This is a genomic window from Corynebacterium sp. S7, assembly GCF_054401105.1.
In genome coordinates this window covers 896,865-919,069 of the sequence record NZ_CM136760.1, presented here as the reverse complement: position 1 = coordinate 919,069, position 22,205 = coordinate 896,865, and the positions used below count along the sequence as shown (strand labels likewise).

Genomic DNA, 22,205 nt, shown 5'->3' with positions numbered 1-22,205 from the left:
GATTTCCAACATGAGTAATTACGCAGATGACCTAGCTCTCGCGCTCGAACTGGCCGAATTGGCTGATTCGATCACCTTGGAACGCTTCGAAGCCGCCGATCTCGAAGTCAGCTCCAAGCCCGACATGACTCCCGTCTCCGACGCCGACTTGGCCGTCGAGGAAAGCCTCCGCTCCAAGCTGCTAGATGCACGCCCGAACGATGCGGTGCTGGGAGAGGAGTTTGGCGGCGACCCAGTCTTCGAAGGTCGCCAGTGGGTCATCGATCCGATCGACGGCACTAAGAATTTCGTGCGCGGCGTGCCAGTGTGGGCAACGCTGATTTCGCTTCTCGACGATGGCGTGCCCGTCGTCGGCGTCATCTCTGCACCAGCGCTGTCGCGCCGTTGGTATGCCTCTGCCGAGGCAGGCGCGTGGCGCACCTTCAACGGCCAGGCGCTCAAGCGCCTCTCGGTATCTGGTGTTTCAAGTTTGGAAGACGCGTCACTGTCCTTCTCTTCCCTGTCCGGCTGGGACGAGCACCAGGGCGAAGGCGCGCGCGATAAGTTCCTCGCACTAACTGACAAGTGCTGGCGCCTGCGTGGCTACGGAGACTTCTTCTCCTACTGCCTAGTGGCCGAAGGCGCTGTAGATATCGCCACCGAGCCTGAGGTCTCGCTGTGGGACTTGGCTGCGCTGGACATTCTTGTCCGCGAAGCTGGTGGCACGTTTACTTCCGTGGCTGGTCAGGCCGGCCCGCACGGTGGCAGCGCCGTTGCTACCAACGGACTGCTGCACGCCGACGTGCTGGGGGCGCTGAGCTAGTTTTCGGGCAGCACTAGGCCACGGCCCGGCGCGCCGGAAGCGTTGATGTCGTTGAGCACTGCATCCATACGTACCGATGCGGTTGGGGTGTGCAACACACCCTGCCAAGGGCTCTGGCAGGAAACATTTAGAGGTACCGGCATGATTCCACCGTTGACCATGCCGACCACGCGGCCACCCAGGTAGAGCGGCGCACCGGAATCTCCAGTCATAGAGCAGACCTGGTTGACCTGCTTGATCTGATCAACTGTGAGTGTCATGCCACAGGTTTCATTGGTGGCCACGCCGGTCTTGCACACAATCTCGCCTGGTTGGGCTGTTCCACCAATGCTGGTTGCGTGGACATTGTTGTAGTTACTGGTGATCTCAGCGTTCGAGCCGAGCTCTACTACTGCGTAATCTAGGTTCGGGTTGGCGTGCACGATGGTGCCCGACGGACCGACCTCCCACGAGTCTGCCGAGGTCACGGCATCGCCGACCTGGCCACAGTGAGCGGCGGTGATTCCGATTTTACGCCCATCAGCATCGGTGCCGGTCACAGTCATGGTGCACAACGAGCCGTCACCAACATAGATTGGCGTGCCCGGGCCGTACAGGGAGTTTCCGCGCGCCATGGCTTCGTCGGATTCGGCCGGGATGTGTGGAGCATCAAAGGTTGATCCCGGCACACGGTTGACCACGTAGTCTTCGAACGGCTTCTGCGCCAAAGTCTTGGACACAATGTCGTCGCGGACCCAGTAGTTCGGGCCCGAGACGTCACGCTGAGCAAGTGGAGCAGGCTGGTCAACGGAACCCAGTGGCTCCGGGTTCGTTGCCGGTACATCGACCGATTCTGCGTAAGCCTGAGGAACCACGGACTCGTCGATAAGCGACTGTACACTCTGCGGAATAAACTGATTGACCGCCGCATCGATTGCGTCAGTCAGAGCCGGGTCGACTGACTGAATGGCGATGCCGTAGTTGGCGGCTTCAGTGCGCACTTGGTCGACGACTGCGGCTGAATCAAGCGGGGCAATCTCCACGCTTTCTTGCGCACCAGCTTGCGGTGCCAGCAGCAAGGTTGCAGCTGCGAAGCCTGTGGGTACTACGTATTTCCAAAAATGGCGAGGCTTCATGAGGCACGTGTTCACTTTCTACCAACTAAAACCGAGGAAAAATTGAGGGACTTTCATGTGCTCCGAAAGCACCCTCATAGTGTGGCACCACCAACTCCGCGTTGCGGTTTAACGCGCAGATTGTGGCCGAATTGTTGCATTCTAATGGGCTGTAACGAACTATCCTTCGTAAATCGGTAGCATGGCCCCATGGGCGACAAAAACTTTCCGCAACGGATCAACACCGCGCGCAAGAACCTGTACAAAAAGGTAGTTAAAAATACGATGAGCTCACCGGCTGGGGTTCGTCGCACCATGAATATTTGGGGCCCGAACCTGCTCAGCGGTACCAGGTGGACGCACGTTTCCGACGACTATTCCTACGGTCGTGTCGAGCTTAAGTTGCGCCCGTGGAACCGCAACCTGCACGGGGTGGCTTACGGCGGGACCTTGTATGCCATGGGCGATGCCATTGTGGGCGTGCTAACTGAGCGACGCCTTGGCAACCGCTACGAGGCGTGGACGCGCGTCGGCTCGTTTCAGTATCTCTCCCCTGGTCGCCAGGGCTGTTATCTAGAGGTCAATCTCGACGATTACTTAATCAATTGGATTAAGAAAACCATCGAGGAAGACGGATACTGCAATGTGCCGATCACGCTCACGGTATATAACCGTGACGGCAATGTCGTCGGAATTAGCCAGCAAGACCTGCACGTTCGGCCTCGCGGTGGTGGCGAGCGCGCTGCGCAACCCAAGCAGGCGCTTTTCCCCCGAGGCCCGGTATTGGAATCCTTGGCTACAGCACTTGTGTGGCACGAGTTCCGCGAGCGCCCTGAGATTTTGACCCGGCTGATGAGCGAGCAGCGCCGCATTGCCGATCCGCGTGACCAAATGCGCCATGTGGTGAAAGTCTGCTTGGAAAACGGATCGACCAAGGAAGATATCCTGGATTTCGGAGTGCCGGAGAAGTTCTTTCACCCGCCGAAGACTCACCCCGAGAATCAAGGCAAGAACCCGGGCAAGAATCAAGCCGATCAGAAATACGAATCATAATTCTGTACATAGTGACCTGTGACACTATAGAGTGTCGCTCATGGTACAGACCACACAGTTCCCACACTTGATCGAACCCCTTGATCTTGGATTTACTACCCTTAAAAACCGGGTCATCATGGGATCGATGCACACGGGCCTTGAAGACAACCTGGATCACATCGACGATCTAGCAGCCTTTTTCGCAGCCCGCGCCTCGGCAGGTTTGATCATTACCGGAGGATACGCACCCTCCCCCGAGGGCATCATCGCCGCCCCCGGCAGCATGCTCACCACTCCGGAGCAGGCAAAAATCCACGAAACGGTCACCTCGGCGGTGCATCAAGCTGGCGGAAAAATCGCGCTACAAATTCTTCACACCGGCCGCTACGCCAATGCGCCCGGCAGCAAAGCACCCTCAGCGATTCAATCCCCCATTACCCGTTTCGCCCCGACAGCATTTAGCACCGAGGAAATCCGCGACACCATTTACAACTACGCCAACTCAGCCCGCCAGGCCGCAGATGCTGGCTACGACGGCGTGGAAATCATGGGCTCCGAAGGCTACCTAATCAACCAATTTCTGGCACCCGCAACCAATAAGCGTGACGACGAGTGGGGCAGCTCCCCAGAAGACCGCCGCCGATTCGCCCTCGAAGTAGTCCGCTCAGTTCGCGCTGCTGTGGGCGACGAATTCATCATCACGTTCCGCCAATCCATGATCGACCTTGTCGAAGGCGGGCAGACCCCCGAAGAAATAGTCACGCTTGCCCAAGAACTCGAAGAGGCCGGGGTAAACATCATCAACACGGGCATCGGTTGGCACGAATCACGCGTGCCGACGATTGTCACCTCCGTACCGCGGGCCGCTTTCGCCGATTGCACGGCTGAGGTTCACAAGGCAGTCACCATTCCTGTCGCGGTATCCAACCGGATCAACGACACGGCAACCGCAGAAGAACTACTGGCTGGGGGCACCGCCGATTTGGTGTCCATGGCGCGCCCCTTTCTCGCAGACCCCAACCTCGTAGACAAGATCGAAGCCGGAACGCCCGAGGCTATCAACACCTGCATCGGATGCAACCAGGCGTGCCTGGATCAAATCTTCGTGGGAAAACGCGCATCCTGCCTGGTCAATCCCCGTGCCTGCCGCGAACGCGAGCTTATACTTCTGCCGTCTCCGGTGCGCACAAAGGTCGCAGTGGTGGGTGCCGGTCCCGCAGGCCTAGCCGCTGCCGCCTCGGCCGCCGAGCGCGGATTCGCCGTCACCCTTTTCGAGCGCAACGCCCACATCGGCGGCCAATTCTCCCTAGCCAAGGAGATCCCCGGCAAGGAAGAATTCCGCGAAACCCTGCGCTACTTCCAGCACCAGATTGATACCCGTGGCATTTACCTGCGCCTTAACCACGAAGCCACCGAGGCCGACCTCGCACGCTTCGACGAGGTGCTTATCGCCACCGGAGTCACCCCACGCATCCCCGACATCCCAGGCATCAATCACCCCTCTGTAATCACCTACGCGCAGCTCCTTTCTGGTGAGCGCACAGCCGGCCAGCGCGTTGCCGTGCTTGGTGCGGGAGGAATCGGCGTGGACGTGTCGGAATACCTGGCCACGGAATCGTCGCCAAGCCTCAACCGTGATGCGTGGCGCGCGGAATGGGGCGTGGATCCGCACGCTCCCGGCGGCCTGACGCGCCCTGCACCGGAACCCTCGCCACGCGAGATTCATCTGCTGCAACGCAAGGAATCCAAGATCGGCCAGGGCCTGGGCAAGACGTCCGGTTGGGTGCATCGCGCTGCGCTGCGCGCGAAGGGCGTTCGGCAGTGGACCGGGGTGAGCTACGAGCGTATCGACGACTCCGGGCTCACCGTCTCAGTCGGCGGCGAGGTGCACACGATTGAGGTGGATACGATTGTGATTTGTACAGGTCAGGAGTCTGTGCGCGAGCTTCACGACGAGCGTTTCCACTTGATTGGCGGCGCTGATGTGGCAGCTGAGCTGGATGCAAATCGGGCGATTCGTCAGGCGACGGAGGTTGTTGCGGGGCTTGGGGTAGCAAATCGAGAGTTTGCGGGACTTGCTAGGCCCTGATTAAAAAATCCATTGCCTCCTCCGCTAGAAAAGTGTAGCCTGTGATACAGCTCATACGAATAGCGATTCATATCACACTGAGGAGGCGTCTTGATCTATTCAAGCCCGTACCCGAAACTCTCCATTCCAGAAACCGACATCTTCAGTCTGGTATTTGGGGATCTCACTGCCGAAGATGCCGCACAGCCTGCCATCACCGAGTTGTCCACCGGCGAGTCCGTGACCTACGGCGAGCTCAAGCTATTAGCCGAATCTGTTGCCGGCGGCTTGGCCGAACGCGGCATCGGTCCCGGCAGCATGGTGACTCTTCAGGTGCCTAACTCCATCAATTTCGTAGTTGGCTTGCTGGGTATCCTGCGCGCGGGAGCAACCGTGAATCCAGTCGGTGCCCTGCTCAACCAGGCCGATGTCAAGCACATCACCCAGTCGGCGGGCACGGACTTCTTCATCGGGCTGACCAACGTGGAAAGCTTCCCACAGCTGTTCTCCATGGAGATTGCAACGCTGGCGCATCAGAACCTCCCGGCTCCGAAGCTGGACATTTCCCCAGACGCAGTGGCTGCCTTACCTTTCTCCTCAGGTACCACCGGCCTACCCAAGGGCGTGCAGCTGACGCACCGCAACCTCGTGGCCAACATGGTGCAGATCGAGTACATGTTTGGGCTAAACCACGTCGGCCCCTACACCCACACGCTGGCAGCGCTGCCCTTTTCGCACATCTACGGCCTCACCGTGCTGCTGCTATCGCCGCTGATGCAGCGCCACCACATTTACACGATGCCAAAGTTCGACATGAAGCTCTTCCTCAGCGCACATGCAAAACACGAGATCCAGCTCACCTTCATCGCGCCTCCGATGGCCATTGCCATGGCGAAGCAGCCAGACATCAAGCCAGAATGGTTCGCGGCTTCGGAGTTGATGATCAGCAGCGCGGCCCCTATCGATGCGCCGATCATGCGCGCCGTGGAAGATCGCCTAGCTACCAAGGTCATCCAGGGCTGGGGCATGACCGAGGCCGCGCCACTTGTTGCCGTCAACGTGCACGGAAAAGCCGACCACGCGGCGGTGGGACGCCCTGCCCCAAATACCGAGCTGCGCCTCGTCAACATTGACACCCTCGAAGACGTCGACTGCGGCCAGACCGGCGAGGTGCTCGCCCGCGGCCCGCAGGTCATGCTCGGCTACCTCAACAATGACGAAGCCACCGCTGAAACCATCATCGAAGGTGGTTGGCTGCGCACGGGTGATATGGCGCGTGTCGACGATGACGGGGCACTGCGCATCGTCGATCGCGCGAAGGAAGTTATCAAATACAAGGGCTACCAGGTCGCCCCGGCCGAACTTGAAGCACTCCTCTTGCGCCACCAAGACATCCTGGATGCCGGCGTAGTCGGCGCAATGCGCGATGGCCTGGAGATTCCACGTGCGTTCGTCGTCAAGCGAAATGGCTCTGACCTCAATGAAGAGGAGCTGCTGGATTGGGTGGCAGATCGCATCACTCCGTATAAGAAGATCCGCGCGGTGGACTTTATCGATGCGATTCCGAAGAATTCCACCGGCAAGATCTTACGTCGTGAACTGCGTGACATTCCACTGTCCGTCAGCCAGCCCGTCTAATACTCAAACTCTTAAAAGGAGCACTTTCATGTCGTACACCAGCCGCTTCCCTAACATTGATATCCCTGAAGTAGACGTATTCACCCGCATTTTCGGTAACCTCACACCAGAACAAGAAGCACTACCTGCGGTAACTGAGCTCAACACTGACGCAACGATCACCTACGGCGAGCTGCGCAATCGCGCGCTCTCCGTCGCTGGTGCCCTTGCGCAGCGCGGCATAGGCAAGGGCGACGTGGTTGCTTTGCAGATCCCGAACTCGATCAACTACGTCACCGCTCTGCTGGGTATCGCACGTTCCGGTGCGACAGTCTCGCCGCTTGGTGCTCTGCTCAACCGTGCCGATTTGGAAAAGCTGCTCCACCTCTCCGCAGCGAAGCTCTACATTGGCACTCAAGACGTTGAGGAACTTGACCAAATCTGGAGTGGTGAGATCCCACCGATCGCCACCAAGGGCTTGCCTGCGCCTAGCGTGGCCGTCTCCCCAGATGATCTCTTCGCCATTCCATTCTCGTCCGGCACCACCGGCCTGCCGAAGGGCGTGATGCTTACCCACAGCAATATCGTTTCCAACATTGAGCAGACCGCGTTCATGATCCGCGAAAACGGCATCACCGAGCCCACCAACTTCCTCTGCCCGCTGCCGTTTACCCATATTTACGGCATGACCTCGCTGCTTCTGACTCAATTGGCTCAAAACCACCACGTGTTCACCCTGCCGAAGTTTGACCTGGACACTTTCATTGAGGCTCATCCGAAGCACAAGATCGAGTTCACCTTCATCGCCCCTCCAATGGCCGTGGCGCTGGCGAAGCACCCGGCGGTGAAACCGGAAGACTTCACCGCATCCCGCGTCATGCTCTCCGGTGCTGCCCCGCTGGACAATGAGCTGGCCAAGACCGTGGAGAAGAAACTCGGTATCAACATGTTGCAGGGCTACGGCATGACCGAGACCTCGCCGGTGACCCACGTGGGCCTTGGTGGGATTGCTGAGCCCGGATCGATCGGCTTTGCGGTGCCCAACACCGAGTTCAAGCTGCTGGAGCTCGACAGCGAAAACGAAGTTCCCGAAGGTGAAAACGGCGAGCTTGTCATTCGTGGCCCGCAGGTCACTCACGGCTACCTGAACAATGAGGAAGCTACCCGCCAAACGTTGATCGGCGATGGGTGGTTGCGCACCGGCGACGTCGCCCGCGTGGCCGAGGATGGCACCGTCTACATCGTGGACCGTGCCAAGGAAGTGATCAAGTACAAGGGCTACCAGGTCGCACCAGCAGAGCTCGAGGCCCTGCTGCTTACTCACCCAGACATCAATGATGCCGGAGTAGTCGGCGTTGACCGCGATGGCTTGGAGATTCCACGTGCGTTCGTCGTTAAGCGTGATGGCTCTGACCTGACCGCCGAGGACGTCATGGAATGGGTCGCCGAGCGCGTCACCCCGTACAAGAAGGTGCGTGTCGTGGACTTCATCGAAACGATTCCGAAGAACCCGACCGGCAAGATTTTGCGCCGTGAGCTGCGCGAGGTCCCGTTGGCTAGCTGAGAAAAAGTGCCCTTCCGCGTGGAAGGGCACTTTGCTTTACGACGATTGAACCTTGGCTGGTGTGATTAGTTGGTGTGATCCGACAAGTCAGCCACGAGGCGACCTGTGACGGTGCCCGCCTCGACCTGCTTGAGGCCTTCGCCGATCTCATCGAACTTAATCGTGGAGATCACTGCGTTGACCTTGCCCTCAGCAACAAGCTTCAGGTAACCCTCGAGGTCTTCGTTGGAACCGCCTGCCGAGCCACGCAGAGTGACTTCGTTTTGGATAAATGCTGGCGTGGAAATAGTGGTTTCGTTCCTACCCACGCCAACCAGCACAATGCGACCACCTGGGCGCACGGCGGCAACCGCGTCGGAGGTGGTGGTGCCGAAGCCTGCGAAGTCGAAGGCCGCATCGAAGCCGCGACCAGCAAACTTCGTAATGTCGGTGGCAACCTCCTTGGCGCCCAGTTCAAGCGCCTTGGCGTGGACCTCTTCGCGAGGCTCCACTGCCCACACGTTTGCACCCAAGCCGAGTGCTACCTGCAGGCCGTTAAAGCCCAGGCCACCCAGGCCGATAATGACGATGTTGTCGCCAGCCTTGACCTCGCCTGCGGTGTTAATTGCGTGGTAAGGGGTCATGCCAGCATCGGTTGCGGCTGCTGCTGCGGTAAAAGGAACCTCGTCAGGCACAGGCACAACGAGTGGTTCTGGCGCCACACATACGCGAGCGTAACCACCAGGAATTCCCATGCCAGGGCCGTCGGCGCCCATATGGAATGCCACGCGGTCGCCTTCCTTAAACTTGGTCACACCCTCGCCGACGGCGCTAACAATGCCGGCAACCTCGTGGCCGAGGGTTTGTGGAACGCTGCCTAGCAGTGGCTCAGGAATAACGCCTTCAAGAATGCCCACGTCACTGTGGCACAGGCCAGCAGCTTGAACGGTGATTGCTACCTCGCCTGGGCCTGCGGTTGGCTCTTCGATTTCGTTAAGTGTCAGTGGCTTGCCTGCACCGACGTATTGCCATGCGCGCATGTTCTTTGCCTCCATAGGTTTTAAGAATTCTTTGGTGTTGTAGAAACCGTCTTGTACTACCATTTCGATTTCATTAACCACGCTAGTCTTTCGTCCAGTAAAACGCTACAAAAAAGTTTCACTACATAACTTGCGGCAGGAACTGGTTGCGATCGTGTTCCCATGGAAGATTGCAAAACAAATGCCCCTTCCGCTTTGTCTACGGAAGGGGCAACGCCCTGGTTTTACTCTGCTTTTTGGTTGCGGGCACCCAAGTTGGAGTCAATGCGCAACAGGCCCGAGCCGTCCTCGCCGACCAGCTTGATCTGTTCGATAATTTCGGAGACGGTGTCTTCTTCCTCGATCTGCTCGCTGAGGAACCAGTTCACCAGGGAACGGCTGTCAAGATCGCCGACCTCATCGGCCACGCGCGCCAGGTTGCGGATCATTTCCGAAACCTGTTGCTCATGTTCCAATGCGTAATTAAAAGCATCAAGCGGGGACTTTACAGCCATGTCGGGCAGCTCAATGGTGCCCAGTCGTACATCCCCACCGCGGGCGAGGATGTGATCGGCGATCTTCTTGGCATGCACGCGCTCTTCCTCAGCCTGGGCGTACATCCACGCGCTCATTCCGGGAAAGCTCAGGCGATCCAGGTCATATGCAAATTGGGTGTAAATCAGCGAAGCCTGGTGTTCGGCGGGGTCAAGTCCGCGGGAGTGGTGTTTCTGCCTTTCGATAAAACAAGCAGCGTGACGACCTCAGGGACCGGCACGAGCTCGATGCTGGCGCGGGCTCATGCAACCTCCTGAGTGGATTCCCTGGCGTCGATCACAGAGCTGGCCATCATCGCCTTCGTCTGCTCCAGGCTCGTCAACGACATGTAGCGCTTCTGCTGGATCCAATCATCGTGCTGCTCCGCCAACACGGCACCGACGAGGCGGACGACGGCGTCGCGGTTGGGGAAGATCCCGACGACATCGGTGCGCCGGCGGATCTCCCGGTTCAACCGCTCGGTCGGGTTGTTCGACCACACCTTCGTCCACACGGCCTTCGGCGCGTTCGTGAACGCCAGCAGCTCATCGAGGGACTCCTCGAGGTAGTCCGCGACATGGGGGAACTTCTGCTCACAGAAGCCCACCACCTCCCGTGCCTGATCCCACACAGCCTGGGCGTCGGGTTGCTGAAAGATCGTCTGGAACATCGCCGACAATGTCGGCCACTGCGTCTTGGGCACAAGGCCGGAGAGGTTCTTCGAAAAATGCGTCCGGCACCGCTGCCAGGACGCGTTGGGCAGGACGTCGCTGATGGCGTGCTGGATGCCCAGGTGCGCGTCGCTGGTGACCAGGTACACCTGATCCAGGCCCCGGGCCTTGAGGTCGCGGAAGAACCCGGTCCAGGAGGCCACAGACTCGGATGTGGCGACCTGCATACCGAGTAACTCGCGGTAGCCTTCGGCATTGACGCCGGTGGCCAGCAGGACGGAGGTTTTGACCACGCGGCCGCCTTCACGGACCTTCATCGTCAGCGCGTCGCATGAAACATACAGGTAGGGTCCGGTATCCAGGGGCCGGGTCCGGAAGTCCTCGACCATGACGTCGAGGTCTTTGGCCATCTCTGACACCTGTGATTTCGACAGGTTGTTGATCCCCAAGCTGGCGACCAGGTCGTTCATCCTGCGGGTGGAGACACCTTTGAGGTAGCAGGTGGCGATCACGGTGGTCAGGGCCCGTTCGGCCCGGGTGCGTCGTTCCAGCAGCCAGTCGGGGAAGAACGAACCGGTACGCAGCTTGGGCACGGCGACGTCGATGGTGCCAACCCGGGTGTCGAGGTCGCGGTGGCGGTAGCCGTTGCGGACGTTGGTGCGGGACTCGGATGTGGTGGCGTATTCGGCGCCGCAGATCTGGTCGGCCTGGGTGGACAGGATCTGGTTGATGAAGCCCTGGAGCATCTGTCTCATCAGGTCCGGGGAGGCTTGAGACAGCAGGTCGTCGAGATAGGTGGTGGGGTCGATAGAATGGGGGCCAGCGGCCATCGTGGTGTCCCTTTCGAGGAGATGTAGGAGTTGATTCGAAAGGTACTGCGGTGGTCGCCTCGTGCATTCATGAGGGTTGTCACCGGCAGTTACAGATACACCACGCTAACGGACGCAACCGTTCGGCGGTGACTTGAGTGTTCATGGTTTCGAGTAATTTGTCTGGAATATTCATGCCACAATTCTAGACTCTTTGACTCAACCCCGTTGAGACGGAAACTTCCACCAGGATGGAGACTTCGTCTCCAAGATTTCCGATGTGCTGGATCGTTGATCCTCGGAGCAATTAGGACTCTTCTTCTACAACCTTTTTAATGTTGGCAAGCGTCTCCGGGATACCAGTCTCAGCGGCAACGCGGCGCTTCTCTACTTCGACCGGAGCCTGCTCCCCGAACCTTTCTTTGAAGAACTCCTGACCAAATGGCGTAAACTCCCACGATTCGGTGAGCTTTGTACCGCCCTCGGCTTCCTCCATCTCGTATGACCAGTTCGTGTTTCCTCCAGAAACCTTCCATCCGAACTTAACACCAGGCTCTGCCGCCGTTACCTCGGAACGGGTTTCCCACGTGCGCTCGGAGTTGACGTTGCGCCCGGTGAAGAACGCCCCGAGCTGCGCGCTATCGCCCTCGTCCCACCAGCACTCTTTGCACACCGGCGACCATTCGCCAGTGCGAGTTACGTCTGAAACTGTGGAATAGACCTGCTGTGGAGTCGCTGAAATAAGAATGGAATCCGAATATGTCAGAGAAGTTGTCATGGAACAAGATTACGCCTTAATCGAGCGAGCACTGCTCGGGACTTTGTTTATGCCTCTTCGTACAAATAGGTCAACGTGCTGATTAACTCTGTTAACGCCCGTGGAGGATTGTCTCGCCACCAGGTCAGCGACACGGGAATGGAAGGTCCGTCGGAAATGGGGCGATAGGCTACTTCGGGATGCGAGCTGTAATACGCAGTCGCCTCCGAACTCGTTCCTACTCCCTGACCAGTGGCAATCATGTTGAGCCAATCATCCTGGTCTAAACACTCGATGGTGCGCGGTTGGACCTCAGAGTCGTTCCACAAGTTGGCCGAAGTAACGCCCGTGCGAATGTCGATGATTACGATACGTTCCGCAACCTCCTTCATTGTGAGTTTTCTCCGCCGTGCCCATTGCCTATCGGCTGCCGAAAAAGCTACAACCCGATTCTCGTGTCCTACAACCGCAGATTCGAATCGCGGATCTTCAATCGGTCGACGCGTGATCGCAACATCACTTTTACCCTCGAGCAGGCCAGCAGTTGGAGAGTTATACCTGATCAGATGCAGTTGTTGTTCACTGTGCTTCTTCATCCACAAATCATGCAAGCGGAGTGTGCGCTGGCCAAGCGCAGACCATGCGAAGCCCAATCTCAACGGTGGAGCATCTTCATGAACCTCTTCTGTGAAACGATTCACTTCCGCCATTAAACGCCGCGCAGCAGGCAAAATTCTTTCCCCCATTGGCGTCAATTCACACCCCCTGGGCAAGCGACGCAGCAAAGGGGCTCCAACTTTTTCTTCAAGTTTTGCGACTGTCCGCGAGACCGCTGCCTGCGAGACCGCCAACCGAGGAGCCGCATCGGTGAAGGAACCCGACTCCACAACCTCGATGAAGAAGCGGATTTCTCGCACATTCCAATCCATACGCAAAGTGTATAGCAGGAGTATATTGTGCATTTCCTGGCCTGCTCACCGGAATTTATGTTGAGTGCATGGAAAATAACAGCAGTTCCCCGTCAAGCTCTGGTAGCGGCAGTAGGCGCCGGCACGCGGAGGGAATCTCCCTCATGCTCGCAAGCTCCGGTTCCAATCAGTTCGGTGCCTCGCTCGGAGCAATGGCATTCCCCGTAATTGGCCCAGTTGGCGTGGTTGCCATTCGCCAGTACATAACCGCCTTGGTTCTGGTGCCTACCGTTCGACCAAAATTGCGCGGGCTTACTCGCAAACAATGGCTACCAATTCTTGGGCTGGTGTGCGTGTACTCAGTGATGAATCTGAGTTTGTATTTAGCCATTGATCGCATTGGTTTAGCGTTAGCAGTGACGCTAGAATTCTTAGGCCCGCTCGCTGTGGCTATCGGCGAGTCTCGCAGGCCACTCGATTTTCTGAGTGCTTTTGTCGTTGCGATTGGGGTGCTAGTCCTTGTTAATCCTGGACCATCATCGGATCTTATTGGTATCGGATTAGCTTTGATCGCCGCCGTTGCCTGGGGGTGCTACATCTTTCTCAATCGCGCGGTTGGTCGATCACTTCCTGGGCTACAAGGAACTGCTACTGCCAGCATCTTTACGGCTTTGCTGTGGCTGCCGATCGGACTTGTGTGGTTCTGGTACCATCCACCCACGCCAACGGCTTTACTCCTTGCGGCAGGCTGCGGAGTGTTGTCCTCGGTTGTGCCTTATGTGGCGGATCTCCTCGCCCTGCGTCGCGTTCCAGCACGGATTTTTGGCACTTTCACCAGCATCAATCCGGTGTGGGCCGCGCTAGCCGGCTGGCTGGTTCTTGGTCAGGCGCTTAATTGGCATGAGGTTATCGGGATCGCGCTGATCGTCGCTGGAAACACGATTGTGTCCTTGCAAAAGAGCCATTGACCTGAACTAATGTGCCGTTACCACTCAATTTTGAGCATCTCCGCGCTCCGCTCCCAATGCTTATCGACGACAGCCTGATCATAGGCACTGCGGTCAGTGTGCCCGACTCGCTTTGGCGCGTAATAATACTGTCCTGATTCCCAGTCACGACCCGCAATGCCATTGATAAAGTACTTCAACCTGGCACCACCGGCAGCCGGCGAGATCAAGAATCGTCGCAACGCACTGTGATAAACACGCTGGAAGTAGCTGGTCGTATCGGCCGCGAAGTTGGTTGCTACATTACCCGGATGAAACGCCACTGTAGTCAGACCACGTTGGTTGAATCGTTCGTGCAATCCTTCGGTAAACAGGATGTTCGCCAATTTTGCATTGCCATAAGCACGGTTCGGGGTGTAGCTATTCCACGTGTTCAGGTCGTTGAGATCCAGCTTGCTAAATAGCCTCGCCCCAATGCTGCTGGTGTTGACCACACTTGCCCGACTTTCGATCAAAAGATCCATCAACGAATGCGTTAACAAATAAGGTGCCAAGTGATTGACCTGGAAAGTCAGCTCAAACCCATCCCGCGTGACGGTTGGACCTGAAAACATGCCTCCAGCATTGTTAGCCAAAACATCAATGCGATCACAGGTTGTGTTGAGCTCGGAGGCTAGGTTTCGCACTTGGTCAAGATCTGCGAAATCAGCCGTATAGAACTCAGCCCCGACTTCCGAAGCCACAGCCTTCGTCTTTTCTGGATTTCGGCCCACCAAAATTAGACGTTGTTCTCCAGTCACCAACTGCCTCGCAGCTTCAGCGCCGATGCCATCGCTGGCGCCGGTGATAACTACTGTTCTCATCTTGACCCTCCCGTGGTATTCCCAATGCGCACGATCGACAATACTCAGAAAGGGGTGCTCGGGGCGTAGTTGTACGGCGAATCCAGGCTGAAAAAGACTCATCCAACGGATTCACTGTATGCGTCGCAAGAAACATGGTGGCATCAACTCTCTGTAAACCAGGATCGGTTTGACGCACTCGTCGTAAAGCGAATCGACAAGGACTATGCTCACTACACATTGCCCTAAGTTGACCTTCAAGTCGAAGGCGAAATTTTTTAGTACTACATGCAATGGAGAACGACGTGGAATCCGTGGTAACCCTCTTAGACAATATGACCGGTGACTACGTGCGCACGATCAAGAAGAACAACACTGCTGAAGCCGAAGCAATATTTATCGCGGCATCCCGCGAGCTCACAAGCCTGGGCATTCGCTCCGATTTGGCTGTCGTGTTTACTCCCGACAGCAATCACTGGGAATCGCAACGCATTAGTACTGCTAAGGGACGACCCCCTGCCCTGCCCAACAAGGAATCCTCATCACAGTACGAGGCCGAAGTCTACGAATGGCTTCAGCACATTGACGACGAGGCCCGTGCTGAAACCAGAGACGTAATCCTCCAAGCAATCGCCTCCCGGTTGCTTCCACGTGTAGACCTGCCGGCTGCGCCCCAGGTAAAAATGAACCAGGCCAAACCTTCGTGGTTTCGGTCCTTCCCAGGAATCCGCTCCGATATTTATTCGACAACGAGTGAGGAATTCACCGGCAGCCTATTCATCTACTTGGACAACGCAGGAGGATACGGAAACTATCGCCTCGCTTTTAGCAATGCACTTTCGAGCGGTAAATACTCCGAGTTTGTCCCGGGCATCATCCGCGAGCCATTGCCTATCGACGAAATCAACACCATCTTGCGGCGCCTGAAATTCGATGAAACCGGAAAACTGCGGCTTGCGAGTTTTGTTTAGGGCAGCGACTGGGCCCTTGGTGATTACGCGATAGGCTGCTCAGTGGTTGGAGAAATCCCAAATTTCCATTTTAGCCAGTACAGCGATGGCGGCTTGCTCATGGGCGGTTGATCATCTGCCACTTCTGATGCGTACCGGTTGAACGGGCCTAACAAAACACGCATTAATCCGGTGCCATACTGTACCTTGAGTGGTCACATGCCCTGATTGAGTTCTCGGCTTTCCGCGTCGGCCCGATCGGTGGCCGCGAGTTAAGTAATCCGGGCGCGGCCCTCAACATTGCCAGAGAGAAATCTTTGCCGAATTAGCAAATAGGTACCTAGTCGGCCGGATCTTCCCAACTTTTTCCTTCTTGATCCCGCAACGAGTTTTCCATTATCTCGTAAAACTGGTGGTCGATTACATCATCCTCAAATTTTGCGGCTACCTGATTCCAATGTTCCCGTTCCAAAACCGGCAGCATCGCAGTGACCGCCATCTTGATATACGCGCCACGACTGCGTCCCGTCCGTTTCGCTAACGCATCTAAGCGCTCGATAACCGACTCGGACATTCGCACGGAAACGACACGACCCGACGGATGCGGAGCTTGCGCCATCACACGCCCCTTCCTTTAATTGTTCCGGTAAACCCGGTTTACATTACCCATGCAGTTTATATTATATAAATGAGTAAATGGCCCGCTACCAGCAAATAGTGTTCTAAATCATCTCATTTGAAAGTAAACATTGTTTACAGGATTTGTATGACAACTGCTGCAATTGCGAGAGGATTGATCACTTCTCCAATTTTTCCCATAAGTCGCGCCAATGAATACTTAGACAAACCCCCTCCCCCAACAGGCGCTTCTCAAAGTCTGATCAGACAACACCGCTTCCAGCCACCCCAATCTGAGGGCGATTGGAAATTCTCATTAGCCACTCCTACATATTGTATTTTTTACATGTATTCGCAACGAAAAGTGTAAGGTACGTGCGATAACATGCTTTACTTTCAATTTAAATAGATATCACCACACTGTTATTAAATTGTTACCCCGCTTACAATTTATCAATTAATTATTATTTTATATTTCCAAACTCTAGATTAAGTATCGCAAACTTCGCATATACCCTCCCCTCGCCGATTTAGGCGGATCAATTGGTGGACGCGAAGCCATTGCGTAATCACTTTCCCCTTTCCATAAGGACCAGCATGGCTGATATTTCAAAGCCACCTCATAAACAAGAGCCACCCACAGCGGATCACGCAGACAAAGCAATTTTCGGTGTCGAACCCGCTCCTCCCGAGCGGACTCTTGTAGACATCATCAACGACACGATCGCGACATATCCCGATGTTGTTGCGATCGAAAGCTCTTACGACTCCCTGACGTATTCCCAACTCAAGGTCGTACTCGATGAACAAGTCCTGCGTTTGCACAACCACGGTGTCGGCCGGGGTTCACGAGTAGGAATCCGTGTCCCATCAGGCACAACGGATCTCTACATCGCAATCTTGGCAACCATCTACGCAGGTGCCGCTTACGTCCCAGTAGATTGGGATGAATTGGACTCACGCGCCGAGACTGTCTGGACCGAAGCGCAGGTCGATGCAGTTTTTGGCAAAGAACTAACACTATCCCCCCCCCCCCCCGCAAAAACTAATTGAAGCGCCTCACCAGGTCGATACAACACCACCCACGCTTGACGACGATGCGTGGATCATTTTCACCTCCCGTTCCACCGGTGTGCCTAAGGGTGTTGCAGTCAGTCACCGCAGCGCTGCAGCTCTGGTGGATTCCGAACGCCTCACCTACCTAGCCGATGCACCACTAGGCCCGGCCGACCGCGTCATGGCAGGACTCTCCGTTGCCTTTGATGCTTCCTGTGAAGAAATGTGGCTCGCCTGGCGCGGAGGCGCCACACTGGTCACAGCCTCGCGCGATGTTGTCCGCTCCGGGGATGTCCTCGGCCAATGGATCGTCGATCAACGCATCACCGCGGTGTCCACGGTGCCCACCTTGGCTGCAATGTGGAGCGAAAAATCCCTAGAAGCAGTCCGCTTGCTCATCTTTGGTGGCGAAGCATGCCCGCTTGCATTAGTCGAGCGGCTTACCAAACCAGGCCGCGAAGTCTGGAACACCTACGGGCCTACCGAAGCAACCGTGATCGCTGCAGCGGAACTGATGGATGGCACTCCCCCGATTCGCATCGGGCGGCCTATCCCTGGCTGGCAACTCGCAGTTGTCAACGAAGACGAACAACCCGTGAACTGGGGTGAGACCGGCGAGCTCATCATCGGAGGTGTGGGCCTGGGCCACTATCTCGATGCGGCCAAAGACGCAGAAAAGTATGCGCCATTGGACTCGCTGGGATGGCAACGCGCTTATCGCACCGGTGACCTCGTCGTCGCAGAGCACGAAGGCCTCATCTTCGGTGGCCGAGCCGATGACCAAGTCAAGATTGGTGGCCGTCGCCTTGAGCTTGGCGAGGTCGACGAGTATCTCAATTCGGCTCCCGGTGTCCATGCAGCAGCCGCAGCGGTGCAGAAAACCGAAGGTGGCAACAGCATCCTTGTCGGCTACGTTTCGGGCGATGACACCATTGATCTCGAGGAAGTTCGACAGATTATGCACGATAATCTGCCGGACGGCATTGTCCCCCAGCTCACCATTCTTGAGACCATGCCGCTGAAAACTTCCGGCAAGGTTGATCGCAAAGCACTGCCCTGGCCATTGCAAAAAGCAGGAGATGCGGAATTGAAAGGGCTGACTCACCAGCAACAAGAGTTGGCCAAGCTCTGGGCGGAACAACTCGGGCACGTTCCCATGACTGCTGAGTCGGACTTTTTCGACATCGGCGGCAGTTCCATTGCCATTGCCCAGCTCGCCGCGCGAATCCGCGAGCAATACCCGTCGGCCGAAATCGCTGAGCTCTACGCACACCCCACACTCGGCGAGATGTCGCAGTATCTCGATCAATTGGAATCGGCAACAGAACACCGCACGGAATCGCAGCCCATTCCACGCGGAGCTGGACTCTTTCAATTCGCTTTCGTCTGTCTGCTCTATCTGTTCAACACGTTGCGTTACGCAGTCGGCGCACTCATTGCGGTCTGGGGCCTCGGTGAGCTTTTCGATGCCGGCTGGGTTCCTCACATTCCAGGCTGGCCCCTTTTGATTGCCTGGATCGTGGTGTACTCCCTTCCCGGGAAGTCCCTCATCGCGGCCGCAGGTGCACGCCTCTTGACAGCCCGAATGAAGCCCGGACTCTACAAACGCGGTAGTTGGACACACTTAAGAATGTGGGCGGCAGACCGACTTGTCACATTCATGCAGCTAGATAACTTATATGGCACACCCATGGCGCCCGCGCTGCACCGACTATTTGGCAACGAAGTTGCCTCAACTGCCCACGTCGCCGCGGAACCTTGCGTGACTGGCATGGTCACCATCGGTGAGCACGCAGTGGTCGAACACGAAGTAGATCTTCACGGCTACTGGATTGACGGCGACACCGTCCATATCGGCACCATCGCCATCGATGACAATGCCAGGGTTGCCATGCGCACTTTTATCGCACCGGATTCCCACATCGGGGAATCGGCTGAAATTCTTCCCGGGTCCACCGTCACCAGGTCTATTCCCGCGGGACAGACGTGGGGCGGATCGCCCATTGAGCATCATGGTACCGCCGGCGAAACCTGGCCCGACCGAGTCCCAGAAGATGCGGCTCGCTCAGAGCTAAACCACATGGAAATCCCGCTCAACGCCACCACCCGCAGAATTGTCTACAGCGCAGGCCTGCTGGTAATCCGACTCTTGCAAATCGGCAGTCTGGTACCGGGGTTCATGCTGGTCTACCCAATGGTTGCAGAAAACGAGCTCTACGAAGACGTATTCCCCCTGCTCATGTTGTGGACGCCCGCATTTACCATTCTCATGGCGGCAACGTGGCTCGCCGGTGTTGTCGTAGTGATCCGTTTGTTGTCGCTTGCCATCAAACCAGGCTTCTTTTCGTCGCGAAGCTTTACTGCTGCTGCCGTCTGGCTGACGCACATCATCATGCAGCGCACCTTGATCTCTGCCTATCCGATTTACGCCTCTAGTTTCACCCCGGCGTGGCTGCGTCTACTTGGCGCGCGTGTGGGCAAGAACGTAGAAATTTCCACGGTGGAAACGATCCCACATCTGACCTGGATTCGCGACAATAGCTTCCTGGCCGATCACTCCACGGCCAGCTCAACGAGATATAGCACGCACTGGATTCATATTGGCACCACCGTGATCGGTGAGGGTAGCTTCGTGGGAAATTCCGGCATTGTTGGCCCTGACCAGGATGTACCCGATGATTCTCTGATCGCCGTGCTCTCGGTTAATCCTGGCCAAGTCCGGGCAGGTTCGTCCTGGCTAGGTCAATCGCCGCACCAGATCCCGCGGCGCGTCGTCGATAGTGATCAATCGACAACCTATACCCCTTCGCAGCGGCTTCGCGTGCTGCGTGTGCTTGTCGAATGCTGTCGGATCATCCCAAACATACTGAGTAACTGGATCGACGTCGCAACGGTGTGGTTCCTGACCACCTGCTACATGTACTTCTGGCTGGGCGGCGAGACGCGCCTGGTCGCGCTCGGATGGGCAACGCTGATTGGCTGGCCCACACTCATCGTCGCCGGAACGATTGCAGCGCTCATCCCTATCGCGGTGAAATGGCTGCTCATCGGCCGGTTCCGCACCCAAAACAAACCGCTTTTCTCCAGTTTCGTCTGGCGCGGCGAACTCGTGGATGTTTTCGTCGAATCCCTGGCTATCCCCGGTATTGTCCGCATGAGCCTGGGCACTCCCATGTTCAACGTCTGGCACCGCCTCTTCGGCGTGCACATTGGCAAAAACGTCTGGTGCGAAACCTGGTGGCTACCAGAATTCGACCTGGTTACCCTCGAAAACGGCTCCAGCGTCAACCGCGGCACCGTTGTCCAAACGCACCTGTTCCAGGACCGCGTGATGTCCATGGAACCCGTTGACCTGCAAGATTCCGCCACCCTTGGACCCAACAGTTTCGCGCTTCCGGGCAGCACCATCGGTCAGCGCGCCACAATCGGCCCCGGCTCCCTCGTCCAACGCCACGAGGCCGTCCCCGCCGATACCTGCTGGCAAGGCAACCCCGCCCAATACATCCCAGTGGCACAGGCTGGCTTCCCACGAGATGCTGCCACGAGCACGCTTTACGACGAGCAGCCCACGCCGATCCCAGACTCACCCAGAACAGGAATCCAATGAGCCACAGAATCATCCAACCGGCTAACCCCTCACCAGGGCGAACAGGCCATCGCAAAGTCTGGACCGGCCGCTATTTCGAAGGGGAACCCGTCTATTTGGACCCCACCGATGACGGCAGCGAGGAAATCGGGGCTGGTTCCCAGCTCGATGGGAAGCGCATCATCGGCGTCGATGTCGCCCGCGGCCTCGCACTGATTGGGATGGTGGCCGTGCACACGCTTCCTGGTGTCAATGACAACGGAGGCATGACCTTAAGTTTCTTCCTCGCAGCAGGTAATGCTGCAGCGCTCTTTGCCACATTGGCAGGTGTCGGGCTCGCTTTCATTTCGGGCGGCCAGAACCCAGTGAGTGGCCCTCGACTTGGGCGAGCGCGCAAACGCTTGTTGATCCGCGCCATTGCAATTTTCTTCATCGGCGTGCTATTTAACCTGTGGATTCAGCCGCCGGTATACAACATTTTGCCCTACTACGGTTTGATGTTTTTGTTCGCAGTGTTCTTTATCGGTATGAGTATCCGAGGACTCACCATCTCCGCGGTGCTCACCGTAATAATCATGCCGATTGTTCTCTTTGTGGTGAACCGGAACCGAGTAGACGAGCCGATAGCCAACATTACCGTGGTGGATCTTTTCCAGTACCCGGCGGAGTCAGCAATCACGCTGCTCTTTACCGGCACTTACCCAGTAGCCACTTGGTTTTTCTATGTTCTTGTTGGCATTATTGTTGGCCGGCTGCCACTGCGAAAAATAGCGACGCAGGGCTACCTGGTGTTTTTCGGGTTCTTCGCTGCCGTCTCTGCCTGGGCGGTGTCATACCTGGGGATTTGGTACATGGGTGGCTGGGAGAAGATGATCTCCTCGGAACCAAACCTGACCCTTGACGATATTGAGACATTTATCGTTTACGGATCGGAATTCGATTACATGCCCACCGGTACCTTGACCTGGCAGCTCGTTGCCTCGCCCCATGCCAACACAGCCCTCTCAATCCTGCACAGCACCGGCGTCGCACTTTGCGTCCTCGGGTTCTGCCTGCTGCTGTCTCGCTTCTACTCCCGCCAACTCTCACCATTAGCGCTGATCGGATCGATGACGCTGACGCTTTACCTGGGCCACCAATCATTCCTCGGCGTAGGCCTGATTTCCGGGTCGCCACTGCTCCAATTCGTCACGCAGATTGCGTTTGGAATTGCGTTTGCCTACGTCTGGACACGCTTTATCCGACAAGGCCCGCTCGAGTGGCTAGTTGCCCAATTGTCCAAGGTAGGTGACTCCCGATTCAACGTTCGAAAGTAAACCCGCTGATGCATCTGAAGAAAAGGCGCACAA

Annotated in this window: 16 protein-coding genes and 1 pseudogene; 9 read left to right on the top strand and 8 right to left on the bottom strand. The window is 56.9% G+C overall.

Translation table 11 applies throughout. The features are described from left to right. Positions 1 to 10: 10 nt before the first annotated feature. A complete protein-coding gene (gene hisN, locus ACXZ66_RS04465) occupies positions 11 to 802 on the top strand; it encodes a histidinol-phosphatase (RefSeq protein WP_458750700.1) in 792 nt (263 codons plus the stop codon). Here hisN and ACXZ66_RS04460 read toward each other — a convergent pair. Continuing rightward, the gene (locus ACXZ66_RS04460) at positions 799 to 1,917 is read right to left on the bottom strand and encodes a S1 family peptidase (protein WP_458750699.1); all 1,119 of its coding nucleotides are present in this window, start codon (positions 1,915 to 1,917) and stop codon (positions 799 to 801) included. The two genes, hisN and ACXZ66_RS04460, sit on opposite strands and share 4 nt — an antisense overlap. A 189-nt stretch (positions 1,918 to 2,106) precedes the next feature. Here ACXZ66_RS04460 and ACXZ66_RS04455 point away from each other — a divergent pair, with 189 nt between their 5' ends. The 4 genes from ACXZ66_RS04455 (at position 2,107) to ACXZ66_RS04440 (ending at position 8,180) form a co-directional block, all read left to right on the top strand. Then, complete coding sequence (locus ACXZ66_RS04455; RefSeq protein ID WP_458750698.1) at positions 2,107 to 2,949, top strand: PaaI family thioesterase; 843 nt, start codon at positions 2,107 to 2,109, stop codon at positions 2,947 to 2,949. Positions 2,950 to 2,989: 40 nt separating this feature from the next. Then, the gene (locus ACXZ66_RS04450; protein WP_458750697.1) at positions 2,990 to 5,020 is read left to right on the top strand and encodes an FAD-dependent oxidoreductase; all 2,031 of its coding nucleotides are present in this window, start codon (positions 2,990 to 2,992) and stop codon (positions 5,018 to 5,020) included. Positions 5,021 to 5,110: 90 nt separating this feature from the next. Continuing rightward, on the top strand, positions 5,111 to 6,637 hold the full coding sequence (locus tag ACXZ66_RS04445) for an AMP-binding protein (protein WP_458750696.1): 1,527 nt from the start codon (positions 5,111 to 5,113) through the stop codon (positions 6,635 to 6,637). A 28-nt stretch (positions 6,638 to 6,665) separates the two neighbouring features. Continuing rightward, on the top strand, positions 6,666 to 8,180 hold the full coding sequence (locus ACXZ66_RS04440; RefSeq protein ID WP_458750695.1) for an AMP-binding protein: 1,515 nt from the start codon (positions 6,666 to 6,668) through the stop codon (positions 8,178 to 8,180). Positions 8,181 to 8,245: 65 nt separating this feature from the next. On the opposite strand, the gene ACXZ66_RS04435 is transcribed toward ACXZ66_RS04440, so the two are convergent. From ACXZ66_RS04435 to ACXZ66_RS04415, 5 genes are all read right to left on the bottom strand, one after another. Beyond that, on the bottom strand, positions 8,246 to 9,214 hold the full coding sequence (locus ACXZ66_RS04435) for a zinc-binding dehydrogenase (protein WP_458750694.1): 969 nt from the start codon (positions 9,212 to 9,214) through the stop codon (positions 8,246 to 8,248). Between the two features lie 209 nt (positions 9,215 to 9,423). Further along, entirely contained in the window at positions 9,424 to 9,918 is a 495-nt protein-coding gene (locus ACXZ66_RS04430) for a ferritin (RefSeq protein ID WP_458751272.1), read from the bottom strand. Positions 9,919 to 9,974: 56 nt separating this feature from the next. Continuing rightward, the gene (locus ACXZ66_RS04425; RefSeq protein WP_458749673.1) at positions 9,975 to 11,213 is read right to left on the bottom strand and encodes an IS256 family transposase; all 1,239 of its coding nucleotides are present in this window, start codon (positions 11,211 to 11,213) and stop codon (positions 9,975 to 9,977) included. A 286-nt stretch (positions 11,214 to 11,499) separates the two neighbouring features. Further along, positions 11,500 to 11,970, bottom strand: coding sequence for an SRPBCC family protein (locus tag ACXZ66_RS04420; RefSeq protein ID WP_458750693.1), 471 nt, complete (start codon positions 11,968 to 11,970; stop codon positions 11,500 to 11,502). Positions 11,971 to 12,017: 47 nt separating this feature from the next. Further along, complete coding sequence (locus tag ACXZ66_RS04415) at positions 12,018 to 12,878, bottom strand: LysR family transcriptional regulator (RefSeq protein ID WP_458750692.1); 861 nt, start codon at positions 12,876 to 12,878, stop codon at positions 12,018 to 12,020. 143 nt (positions 12,879 to 13,021) lie between these two features. Here ACXZ66_RS04415 and ACXZ66_RS04410 point away from each other — a divergent pair, with 143 nt between their 5' ends. Beyond that, on the top strand, positions 13,022 to 13,825 hold the full coding sequence (locus ACXZ66_RS04410; protein WP_458750691.1) for an EamA family transporter: 804 nt from the start codon (positions 13,022 to 13,024) through the stop codon (positions 13,823 to 13,825). A gap of 17 nt (positions 13,826 to 13,842) precedes the next feature. Here the strand turns inward: ACXZ66_RS04410 and ACXZ66_RS04405 are convergent, their stop codons facing one another. Further along, positions 13,843 to 14,667: an SDR family NAD(P)-dependent oxidoreductase gene (locus tag ACXZ66_RS04405; protein WP_458750690.1), complete on the bottom strand. Its 825-nt coding sequence runs from the start codon at positions 14,665 to 14,667 to the stop codon at positions 13,843 to 13,845. Positions 14,668 to 14,951: 284 nt separating this feature from the next. Here ACXZ66_RS04405 and ACXZ66_RS04400 point away from each other — a divergent pair, with 284 nt between their 5' ends. Next, the gene (locus tag ACXZ66_RS04400) at positions 14,952 to 15,617 is read left to right on the top strand and encodes a hypothetical protein (RefSeq protein WP_458750689.1); all 666 of its coding nucleotides are present in this window, start codon (positions 14,952 to 14,954) and stop codon (positions 15,615 to 15,617) included. Positions 15,618 to 15,936: 319 nt separating this feature from the next. Here the strand turns inward: ACXZ66_RS04400 and ACXZ66_RS04395 are convergent, their stop codons facing one another. After that, the gene (locus ACXZ66_RS04395) at positions 15,937 to 16,215 is read right to left on the bottom strand and encodes a ribbon-helix-helix domain-containing protein (protein ID WP_458751271.1); all 279 of its coding nucleotides are present in this window, start codon (positions 16,213 to 16,215) and stop codon (positions 15,937 to 15,939) included. A gap of 596 nt (positions 16,216 to 16,811) precedes the next feature. On the opposite strand from ACXZ66_RS04395, the pseudogene ACXZ66_RS04390 reads away from it, so the two are divergent. Both ACXZ66_RS04390 and ACXZ66_RS04385 read left to right on the top strand, forming a co-directional pair. Then, a pseudogene (locus ACXZ66_RS04390) lies at positions 16,812 to 20,877 on the top strand (Pls/PosA family non-ribosomal peptide synthetase). Further along, on the top strand, positions 20,874 to 22,172 hold the full coding sequence (locus ACXZ66_RS04385; RefSeq protein ID WP_458750688.1) for a heparan-alpha-glucosaminide N-acetyltransferase domain-containing protein: 1,299 nt from the start codon (positions 20,874 to 20,876) through the stop codon (positions 22,170 to 22,172). The pseudogene ACXZ66_RS04390 and the gene ACXZ66_RS04385 overlap by 4 nt, the downstream one beginning before the upstream one ends. The last annotated feature ends 33 nt before the right edge of the window (positions 22,173 to 22,205 follow it).

Excerpts from the sequence above, each read along its gene's own strand:
- ACXZ66_RS04395 (WP_458751271.1), bottom strand. The coding sequence starts at position 16,215 with ATGGCGCAAGCTCCGCATCCGTCGGGTCGTGTCGTTTCCGTGCGAATG.
- ACXZ66_RS04410 (WP_458750691.1), top strand. The coding sequence starts at position 13,022 with ATGCTCGCAAGCTCCGGTTCCAATCAGTTCGGTGCCTCGCTCGGAGCA.
- ACXZ66_RS04460 (WP_458750699.1), bottom strand. The coding sequence starts at position 1,917 with ATGAAGCCTCGCCATTTTTGGAAATACGTAGTACCCACAGGCTTCGCA.
- ACXZ66_RS04420 (WP_458750693.1), bottom strand. The coding sequence starts at position 11,970 with ATGACAACTTCTCTGACATATTCGGATTCCATTCTTATTTCAGCGACT.
- ACXZ66_RS04425 (WP_458749673.1), bottom strand. The coding sequence starts at position 11,213 with ATGGCCGCTGGCCCCCATTCTATCGACCCCACCACCTATCTCGACGAC.
- ACXZ66_RS04405 (WP_458750690.1), bottom strand. The coding sequence starts at position 14,667 with ATGAGAACAGTAGTTATCACCGGCGCCAGCGATGGCATCGGCGCTGAA.
- ACXZ66_RS04385 (WP_458750688.1), top strand. The coding sequence starts at position 20,874 with ATGAGCCACAGAATCATCCAACCGGCTAACCCCTCACCAGGGCGAACA.
- ACXZ66_RS04450 (WP_458750697.1), top strand. The coding sequence starts at position 2,990 with ATGGTACAGACCACACAGTTCCCACACTTGATCGAACCCCTTGATCTT.
- hisN (WP_458750700.1), top strand. The coding sequence starts at position 11 with ATGAGTAATTACGCAGATGACCTAGCTCTCGCGCTCGAACTGGCCGAA.
- ACXZ66_RS04435 (WP_458750694.1), bottom strand. The coding sequence starts at position 9,214 with ATGGAGGCAAAGAACATGCGCGCATGGCAATACGTCGGTGCAGGCAAG.
- ACXZ66_RS04415 (WP_458750692.1), bottom strand. The coding sequence starts at position 12,878 with ATGGATTGGAATGTGCGAGAAATCCGCTTCTTCATCGAGGTTGTGGAG.
- ACXZ66_RS04440 (WP_458750695.1), top strand. The coding sequence starts at position 6,666 with ATGTCGTACACCAGCCGCTTCCCTAACATTGATATCCCTGAAGTAGAC.
- ACXZ66_RS04455 (WP_458750698.1), top strand. The coding sequence starts at position 2,107 with ATGGGCGACAAAAACTTTCCGCAACGGATCAACACCGCGCGCAAGAAC.